The following is an 8,770-nucleotide window of genomic DNA, read 5'->3' as shown; positions in this document are numbered from 1 at the left end:
CGCCGACGCCGCGGATGCCGGGGCGGGCGGCGCCGACGCCGCGGATGCCGGGGCGGGCGGGGCTGCGGGGCCGGAGGACGTCATGCGAGCAGACCTTTCACGATGCCGATCACGATGAAGAGCACCCACGTGACGCTCACTACGGTGCCGACCACACCAAGCAGGACGCACAGCAGGCCGTAGACGGCGTAGGCCGCGCGCACGGTGGGCCGCATTCGGGCCAGGGCCGGGGGCAGCGGGGTGCGGGTGACGGCGCAGCGCAGGATGAGGGTGGAGCGACCGCGCAGGTTGACCGAGCCGGTCAGAGCCTCGACGGTCGCCACGCCGTCGGACTGGGTCAGGGGGTTGAGGTTGGTGATGAGCATGGTCAGCTGGAAGGCGCACAGGGTCAGGGCTACCTGCCGCACTGTGCCCGAGGAGGCGACTGCGACGGCGGCCTCCGCCCCGCACACGACGCCGTCGGAGCACACGCCCGCGATGGCGAGCATGGCGCGCCCGAGCCGCGAGCGCGCCCGGTAGGAGTCGGTGCGGTCGACGTAAGCGATCGGCAGCACCCAGAACATGAAGGCCACGCCCAGTCCGCGCACGGGCGTGCCGAGGTAGCCGGCGACGATCGCGTGCCAGGATTCGTGCCCGACGATGCTCACCAGCTGGATGGCGACGGCGATGAAGAATACGCGCGCCGGTGGGCGGGGGCCCCCGGACAGGTTGATCAGGCTCGCCGCACCGGCCGCGTAGCCTCCCGCCGCCGCAAGGAGGAAGAGTCCGCTGAGCGTGCGCACCGGCAGGTGGTGGAGGGCCGCCGCCACGGGTGCGACGGCTCGCCGGTAGGTGCGGATGAGCATGAATCGGGGCAGCATCCAGCCTCCGCTCCAGCGGGGCGGCTGGATCTGCTCGTGCCGTCCGACGTGCGGGGGTGCGACGTGCCGGCCGTCGACGCGTTTGCGGGCGCGTTCGGACGGTCGGGTCCTGAGCGGCGGGCCGCCCTCCAGCAGGCTCTTGGAGCGCAGGTAGTCCACGAGGCGGGTGATGCGCTGCCTACCGGCGGCGTCGATGTTCTGGGGCAGCTGGTCGAGGATGGCGGGCAGTGAGCGCGCTCCGTCGAACTGGTTGATGATGACGGCGGCGGCGGCCCCGAGCCGGTGGTAGGTGCCGGCATCGGTGTCGAAGAGCATCGGCTGGTCGTCCATCCCGACGATCAGCTTCACTCCGCGACGCAGGCGCGGGATCTGGCTCGTCGTGGTCATCGGGTCAGGGCCCCCTCGGGTCGGTGCGTGGTGTCCGGGTGGGCGGCGGGCGGAGAGGCAGTACCTCTCCGCCCGCCGCCATGACGTCTCAGCAGGACGTCGTGGATGCGCTGGCCGCGCAGGACGGGCACGAGGCCGAGGCCGCGCAGGACGGGCAGGAAGCGCAGGCGCCGCAGAAGGCGCAGCCCAGGGCGTTGCCCTCGGGGAGCTCCTCGATGCCGAAGTCGCTGTCGGTCAGCGTGAGGTCGATCGTGGTGGTCATATGATGTTCACCTCCTCTCTGGTACGTCACTGGTCAGGAGCGGGACCCTTGCGGGTCCTGTCGAGGGGCTCGGCTGCCGGGGCCGGGCCCCTCACCCCGCGAAGCGGGGCGTCTGGGGGGCGGGGTCCGCGTCCGATTCAGGACGGCGGGACCACGCTGGGCGGGACCGCTACGGTGGCCGCGAACATCTGGTGGCGGCCGACCCCGTCGGAGTCGAGCAGGTGACGCACGGCCGACGGTGACAGGCCCGCGAAGACTGTGCCGGTCAGACCGCGGGCGGCGGACCGCAGGTGCACCGAGTAGATGACGGCGGCGGCCCGGGCCATGGCGTGGCGGTAGCCGTGGGCGCCGGCCCAGGCGTCGGCCTCGTCGAGGTTGGCGGCCACGGAGACGATGGCGCCGGCACGGGCGAATTCCTTCTGCACGGTCATCCCCTCGATCTGCTCGGGGTCGGGCGGGTTCGCGACGAGGTCGGTCCCGTTGGTCCGGATCCTGTAGACGCCCGGTGGGGCGCCGCGGGATCGCAGAAGTACGACGAAGGGCTCGAGGTGGACGGCGGTTGCGCCGGCCGCCTCCGCCGCGGCGGTCCCGTCCGGGGGGTCCGGGGGGTCCGGCGGGGTGGCGTCGTCCTCCCAGGCCCCGGCGTCCTCGACCAGGGCGGCCTGCACGCTGGCCAGGAGCGGCTCGGCGTCCAGGGGTTCGGGCGCGTAGTCGGTGGTCGACGAGCGGCGCGCGAAGGTGGTGCGCAGGTCGTAGGGGTAGGGCTCGTCGGCCTGGGGGTCGAGCATGTGGGGAACGGCGAGTTTCAAGGGTCGCCGGGCCCGCCACGCGGCCAGGCCGTCGGAGGTGGGGCGGCCGTCGGGGTCGGAGAATCCGTTGATGATCTCGCGCATGGTCTCGTAGTCAGAGCGCACGGTTCCCTCCCAGGTCGATAACGGCGAAGACGGGTTCGCGCGTCGGATCGGTGCCGATGGCGGCGGCCAGCTCCCGTTCGTCCCAGCGGGCGCGGGTGCGCAGGGGCAGGTCCAGGCAGCGGGCGACGAGTCGGACGACCTCCAGGGAGCAGCCGCAGTCCTGGATGGCGATCCTCAGGGCGAAGGAGAGGTACTTCCTGGCGACTTTGTCCACGTTCCCGGTCAGTACGAGCCGCACCCCCGCGTCGTCGGGGATCTCGGCGGGAGGTCCGATGAGGGCCAGAGTGTGGTCGCTCTCGATGTAGGCGTGCACGCCGGGGGTCAGGGGACCGGATTCGTCGGCGGCCCCGCCTATCGGCCCGTCGGCCCTGTCAGAGGCGCGGTCCGCTCGCCCGGCCCCGGACCCGCCGTCCGCCTCGGAGCGGGCGGGGGCGAGGACGTAGGCGGTGACGGAGCCGATATTTCCTCCGGCGGCCGTCCATCGGCGCATCTTCGAGGTGCTGGTGGGAGAGTCCGCGGAGGTGCGCGCTTGCGGCGGCGTCGGCTCGCGCACGCCGACGGCCAGGGCCAGCACGGTGGCGAGTTCAACGAGCGTCGGGCCGGCTGGCCGGACGACCGATCGTGTCGGTCCGCGGTCCGCCGGGGTGTCGGAGGCCGCGGCGTCCGACACTCGTCGAGCCGATGCGTCCCGCCCGGTCGAGGACCAGGGCCGTTCCAAGCGCTTCAGGTCGGCGGCCGGAAGGGGTGTGCGCGGGCAGGCGGGCCAGTCGCGGAACTCGCGCTGGAGGCGCAGATTCGAGGGCTTGTAGTGCTGCTGGTGACCCTTGGAGTCCACGAAGGCCGCCGGGGGGATGGCCACGGACTGCTCGTAGCGGGCGCCGACGGGCGCCGAGGGGGCGATCGGCGCCGACGACCCGCCCGCCACCGAGCAGACCGGGCAGCCCGGGCGGGTGACCACCGGACGGTCGGTGTAGGTGAAGGTGTTCAGGTCGGTGCGCCGAGCGTCGCCCGGCAGGTGGGTGATGGTCGCGCGGGAGACGAGCGCGGCCACCGCCCGGGCCGCCAGGCCCGCAACAAAGCCCCTGCGATGCGGGCCTGGCGGCGGCTCGAGGGCGGGTTCGCCGGCCGTGGCGCACTCCAGGCAGGGCGAGAACCCGGGGTCCACGTAGGGGCCGACTGTGACCGCATCCTGCTCGGCGCGCACCCGCAGGAGGGGGATGCCGAGCGTCCAGCAGCGTCGGGCGGCGTCGGCCGTCGGGGCCGCGTCCGTCTCGACGACGACGGCGAGGGTGTCGTCAGGCTCGGGCGCGACGTCGGAACGGGCGGTCAGCGTGGGTTCCAGCGCCCGGGCGAGCTCCTCGGCAAGGCCGGCGTCGCCCAGGACCGCCACACGGGCGGCGGCCAGGCGGCGGGCGGCGTCCTGCCAGGAGTCGTTGACGCCCGTGGAATCCCCCAGACGCGAGAGCAGACAGGCCAGTTCGGGGGCCGGCTGCGGATCGGGCAGCGGCTCGGTTCCGCCCTCCTCGAGGATGCCGCCGGTCCACAGCAGGCAGACGGCTTCGAAGGCGCCCTGCGGGCCGATTCCCGTGGCCTCGCCGATCTCGGCGAGCGTGCGGGTGCCGTCACAGGCCTGAAGCAGTGCCCCGAGGTGCTCGCGGGCGAAGCGGCCGCCGAGGGTCTGGTTCTTGCGCCCGCCGTCGAGAACCCAGGCGCCGTCGTCGAGGCGCATGCGCACCCCGCGGCGGACCGCGGGCTTACGGGGGATGCGGAACTGAAGGTCGTTGCGGGCCGCCCGGCCCACGTCACCGGCTCTCATGGTGGAGGCCGCGGATCCGGTCGCGTCAGCCACGGCGGACCGCCTCCTTCCGGCGCGAGGGCAGGAGGCGGGCGAGCTCCTCGGTCCCGGAGCGCCGGGCCGCGTAGCGCGCCGAACAGGTTTCGCAGCGGTCGGTGGCGACGGTCCGGGCCAAGGAGGTCGCGCCGGCGACGAGGTCCACGGTCCATACCCGGCCGCCGAGTTCGTCGACGTCGGAGGCGCCGGCGGTCCCGTCGGCGGGGTCCCGGTCCAGAACGTCCAGGGCGAGCATCACCAGGCCGGCGCCGATGACGACGTGGTGGTGGGCGTAGCCCTGTTCAAGCGCTTCGAGCGTCTCGGGCACGGGGGTGCGGCCGTGCTGTCGACGGCGTCGGTCGTAGCAGCGGTAGCAGGCGGTGCGTCCGGGCACGACCAGGGGTCCGCAGCGCAGTTCGGTCGGCGACAGCTCAAGCCCCACCGACGGCAGGCCTCGGGTGAAGGACAGGTCGTCCAGGGCCTTGCGCAGGGTGATCCGGTCCGGGTCGGCGATCAGGACGAGGCGGTCGGCGTAGGGGACGGCGGCATCGGTCAGGCCGTCATCAACAGGCAGGACGATGTCCCGCTTCGAGGCGAGGCGGTGGGCGACGGCATGCCCGAATCCCCCTTGGGGGAGGTAGGCCGTGACCGGCTGCTCGGCGGGGACCTGCTGCCGGGCCGGCCTCCCGACCGGCTGTCCGGTCAGTTCTGCTGCGGTGCTCATGGATGGATCTTCCAGGTCTTCCTACGGGGTGGGTCTTCCTATGGGCGCGTCAGGCGAAGGGCTGACGGACGGGATTGATGTCGGCCTCGTCGTGGACCGTCAGGCCCATGGCGCGAGGGGCCTCGTAGAGACGGGGGGTGGCGAGGTAGCGGGCGTGTTGACTGAAGGACAGCGGCACGGCCTGCGGGATGAGGGCCTTGACCACGTGCATGCCGACCTGGCGGGCCTCATCGGTGGTGATGTCGACGACGATGGCCTCCGAACCGACTTTCTCCAGTGCGTGGACGACTCTCTCCAGCGGGTCGGTGCGCCGGTTCCGGACCGCCGCTGCGCCCGTGTCGGCCAACCGGTGGGCGGGGCGGGGCCCGTCCAGAAGGAAGTCGAAGACATGGCGCATGGAGGGGGCGGCGTCGGCCAGCGCGCCGCCGACCACCGTCAAATCCTGGCCCGTGACCTCCTGGGCGCGAGGGCTGCGCGCGTGGCTGCGCAGGGCGATGCGCAGCGAGGCGAGTTCGCGGTGGATCTTGGCCAGGGCGCGCTGAGGATCGAGGTCGCAGGTGGCCGCCACTACCTGAGCCAGTTCGGTGTCGGCCTCGGAGGTCTGGACGGCGTAGAGCGTGGGAATCCCGTAATCGGTGGTGGCGTCCCTGAGGTGAACCGTCAGCTCGGTGGAGGTGCCGACCCGGTGGTACTCGGCGACGTCGGGGCCGAGGTCGCCGATGTCCACGACGACCTTGGGCAGGCGCAGCCTCTGCAGCCATGTCAGGGCGATGGCGTCGCGCTCGACGACCTCCAGGAGGCCGCCGAGGACGGCTTCGCGCAGGTCGGAGTGGGCGGCGGTGCCGGTGGACACCGGGTTGGTGAAGCGCTCGCTGGGGGTGCGCACCGGGAAGTTGAGGTAGACCAGAATGGCGGGGACGAAGACCTCCCGACCGCGGGTCAGGGACCATCCGCGCACCCAGCGCAGGGGGACCCTGGGGTCCGAGGCGATGAGGCCGCATCGCGGGTCGGCCAACTCGGTCGGCGAGCAGGCGGGCCAGCAATCCGGCCCGACGGCGGCATCGCCGAGTCCGGCGGGGGTGTCCCAGATCAGCTCCTCCTCAGCCCACGAGCAGCTGGAGTAGCGCTCCAGGGACTCCACGATGGCGATGTGCCTGGCGAGCCGCGGGTCGATGGCGCCGCCCGCGCCGTCGAAATTGCCGGACTCGGGCCGGTGGTTCCAGGTGCGCTGCGAGCGCAGTGCCGCGGAGGGGTCGTCGAGGAGTCCGGTCCAGATCGAGAACGCGGGCTCCCCCGGCGCCGGGGCCAGCTCGGCGCAGCGGGAGACCAGGCCGACGGGCGACTCGAGAGCCGCCGCACGGGCCAATGAAGGAGCGACCTCCTCCGTGAGCACAGACCGGTACACGAATCCGCCTTCCAGGGTGAGACAGGGCCGGCACGTCCAGTACGTGCCGCTGGAGGGAAGTCTTCCCGGGGTCCCGACGGTCCGCATCGGCCGTCGGTCTACTATGCGCGCGCTCTTCGGGGCCGCCGTTCCCGTCGTTCGGCTGATGCGACTCATCCCTTTGACGCACCGATGACGCAGTGCACCGACAGCTAGCCTTTAAACTACGTGGGATCCGGCGACGTCGGCCACTTCTGGCCGGGGCGGGGGAGCGGGTCGGTGCGGGGCGACTTCGCCACGCCATCGCGCCACATACCGGGCGAGCGCCGTCATTCGGGACTACTCAGGTATTCTGAATCGTAACCTTATCGTGATCTTCCGGGGAGCCGTGGGCACCCCGCCCACGGCTCGTTCCGATGTTCCGCAAGGAGACCCTATGAATTCCCTGACTACCCCTGACCCCGATCGTATCGGCGTCGTGCTCGTCGACGATGACGCGATGGCGTTGACCTGCCTGGAGTCCTACTTCGACCCGGTTGAGGACATCCGGATCCTGCTCGCGACGCGCAGTGCCCGCCAGATGATGGAGGCCCTCGAGTCCAGCCGCGTGGACGTCCTCATCACCGACGTCCACATGGAAAGCATGGACGGGATGAAGGTGGCGCGGGAAGTGCTGCGGGTCTCCCCTGGCACCAGGGTCATCCTGTTGACCACCGTCGACACCGACGACACCCTCATCCAGGGCCTGAGCGCGGGCGCCAGCGGTTTCCTGCTCAAGAGCGCGCCCGCCGAGGAGATTCTCTCCGCCGTCCGGACGGTGCACTCGGGGGCGAAGGTCGTCGCACCGATGTCAACGGCCCGTCTGATCGATTACGTGTTGGCCTCCGCCCATACCGAGGACGGGAGCGTCACCTTCTCGGATCGTGAGCGCGACGTCCTCCACATGCTGTGCGAGGGAGCCTCCAACCGCAGGATCGCGTCCCGGCTATCCATCTCGGAGGCCACGGTCAAATCTCACGTGTCCGTTCTGCTCCAGAAGACGGGGACGCGCTCTCGCCTGGAGATCGTCGTGTGGGCGTTCAGGCACGGCTACGCCGCTACGGGCCGCACCGCTTAGGTCCGCGGTCGGGAGCCGGTGAGTGACGACTCCCGCCTCGCGGGTCTCCGCGGGCCATGACGACAGTTGACACCCCTACCCCCTAGGGGTAAATTCAATAGCACCCCGACAGAGCAAGGAGGACGGATGGCCGGCTACACGGGCACCAAGGATGACTACCTCAAGCGGCTGCGCCGCATTGAGGGACAGGTCCGCGGCATCTCCCGCATGGTCGAGGAGGACACCTACTGCATTGACGTCCTCACCCAGATCGCGGCGGCCACCAAGGCTCTGCAGGCCGTCAGCCTCGGCCTGCTCGAGGACCACATGAGCCACTGCGTCATCCACGCCGCCCAATCCTCCGACGCCGAGGGCCAGGCCAAGATCCGCGAGGCCTCCGACGCGATCGCCCGCCTCGTGCGGTCCTGAGCACCACCCGGAACACCCACCTCAAGGAGCACGCCATGTCCGAATTCACCGCCGACGGCACCGACCGCACCACCACTCTCAAGATCTCCGGCCTGACCTGCGAGCACTGCGTCGCCCACGTCACCGAGGAGCTCGAGGCCCTCCCGGGCGTCAAAAACGTCTCCGTCATCCTCAACAAGGGCGGCCAGTCGGTGGCCACCGTGGTCTCCGACGTCGTCGTGGACGACGCCGCCCTGGCCGCGGCCGTCGACGAGGCGGGCGACTACGTGCTCGACGCCGTCGAGCGCGACGCAGTCTGACCAGGCCGATCCAGCCGGGCCCGGGCCGGCCCGAACCTCAGGACGGCCCGGGCCGGCGCACCCGCGGTGACGGGTCGGCACGCACCGCGCACCCCGACCCGTCACCCCACCCGGAACACCCGGAACCATTACAGCTGAGTCCAGGAATGTGATCCATCATGAGCCGAGCCGCAGACTCGCCCCCGATCGACGCCACCACCGCCCCCACGAGCGCCGTCGACCTCGCCATCGGCGGTATGACCTGCGCGTCGTGCGTAGCGCGCGTGGAGAAGAAGCTCTCCAAACTCGACGGCGTGACCGCCTCGGTCAACCTCGCCACCGAGTCCGCCCGCATCGAGCTCACCGCGCCGGTCACCGATGACGAGCTCGTCAACGCCGTCGCCCGCGCCGGCTACACCGCCACCGTCACCGCCCACCGCACGCCCCTCCCGACCTCCCCCGACGCGGAGGCCGGAACCGGGGCCGAGACCCCCTGCGAAGCCCCGGCCGGATCACGCGCCGTGCCCGCCCCGGCCGACGCGGCCGGCCGGCCGGCGGGCGACGCCGAGCGACCCACGAACGGCGAGTCCGCCCCGGCGGAAGCC

At 71.8% G+C, this 8,770-nt stretch carries 10 protein-coding genes; 4 read left to right on the top strand and 6 right to left on the bottom strand.

Going from position 1 to position 8,770, the window contains the following annotated elements:
* Positions 1-80 precede the first annotated feature (80 nt).
* The 6 genes from HMPREF9062_RS02090 to HMPREF9062_RS02065 form a co-directional block, all read right to left on the bottom strand.
* Positions 81-1,247 (bottom strand): PqqD family protein, encoded by a 1,167-nt coding sequence (locus HMPREF9062_RS02090; protein ID WP_009748354.1) that lies wholly within the window; start codon positions 1,245-1,247, stop codon positions 81-83.
* Between the two features lie 88 nt (positions 1,248-1,335).
* Entirely contained in the window at positions 1,336-1,509 is a 174-nt protein-coding gene (locus HMPREF9062_RS12780; protein ID WP_156789931.1) for a thiocillin family RiPP, read from the bottom strand.
* 137 nt (positions 1,510-1,646) lie between these two features.
* On the bottom strand, positions 1,647-2,423 hold the full coding sequence (locus HMPREF9062_RS02080) for a hypothetical protein (protein ID WP_034253540.1): 777 nt from the start codon (positions 2,421-2,423) through the stop codon (positions 1,647-1,649).
* A complete protein-coding gene (locus HMPREF9062_RS02075; RefSeq protein WP_009748352.1) occupies positions 2,413-4,272 on the bottom strand; it encodes a bacteriocin biosynthesis protein in 1,860 nt (619 codons plus the stop codon). Before HMPREF9062_RS02075 ends, HMPREF9062_RS02080 begins: the two co-directional genes overlap by 11 nt.
* Positions 4,265-4,978 carry a TOMM precursor leader peptide-binding protein gene (locus tag HMPREF9062_RS02070; protein WP_034253537.1) on the bottom strand — a complete coding sequence of 238 codons (714 nt, stop codon included), beginning with the start codon at positions 4,976-4,978 and terminating at the stop codon, positions 4,265-4,267. The genes HMPREF9062_RS02075 and HMPREF9062_RS02070 overlap by 8 nt, the downstream gene beginning before the upstream one ends.
* A 49-nt stretch (positions 4,979-5,027) precedes the next feature.
* Positions 5,028-6,383 (bottom strand): YcaO-like family protein, encoded by a 1,356-nt coding sequence (locus HMPREF9062_RS02065; RefSeq protein ID WP_034253534.1) that lies wholly within the window; start codon positions 6,381-6,383, stop codon positions 5,028-5,030.
* 415 nt (positions 6,384-6,798) lie between these two features.
* Between HMPREF9062_RS02065 and HMPREF9062_RS02060 the strand changes: the two genes are divergently transcribed.
* From HMPREF9062_RS02060 to HMPREF9062_RS02045, 4 genes are all read left to right on the top strand, one after another.
* A complete protein-coding gene (locus HMPREF9062_RS02060) occupies positions 6,799-7,479 on the top strand; it encodes a response regulator (RefSeq protein ID WP_009748350.1) in 681 nt (226 codons plus the stop codon).
* A 126-nt stretch (positions 7,480-7,605) separates the two neighbouring features.
* Positions 7,606-7,887: a metal-sensitive transcriptional regulator gene (locus tag HMPREF9062_RS02055; protein WP_009748349.1), complete on the top strand. Its 282-nt coding sequence runs from the start codon at positions 7,606-7,608 to the stop codon at positions 7,885-7,887.
* 35 nt (positions 7,888-7,922) lie between these two features.
* Entirely contained in the window at positions 7,923-8,186 is a 264-nt protein-coding gene (locus HMPREF9062_RS02050) for a heavy-metal-associated domain-containing protein (protein ID WP_009748348.1), read from the top strand.
* Positions 8,187-8,344: 158 nt separating this feature from the next.
* Positions 8,345-8,770 (top strand): heavy-metal-associated domain-containing protein (locus tag HMPREF9062_RS02045; RefSeq protein ID WP_009748347.1); only part of this gene is annotated, 426 nt, incomplete at its 3' end.

The organism is Actinomyces sp. oral taxon 448 str. F0400, from assembly GCF_000220835.1.
Taxonomy (GTDB): Bacteria; Actinomycetota; Actinomycetes; order Actinomycetales; family Actinomycetaceae; genus Actinomyces.
This window is presented reverse-complemented; position numbering and strand designations above follow the sequence as displayed.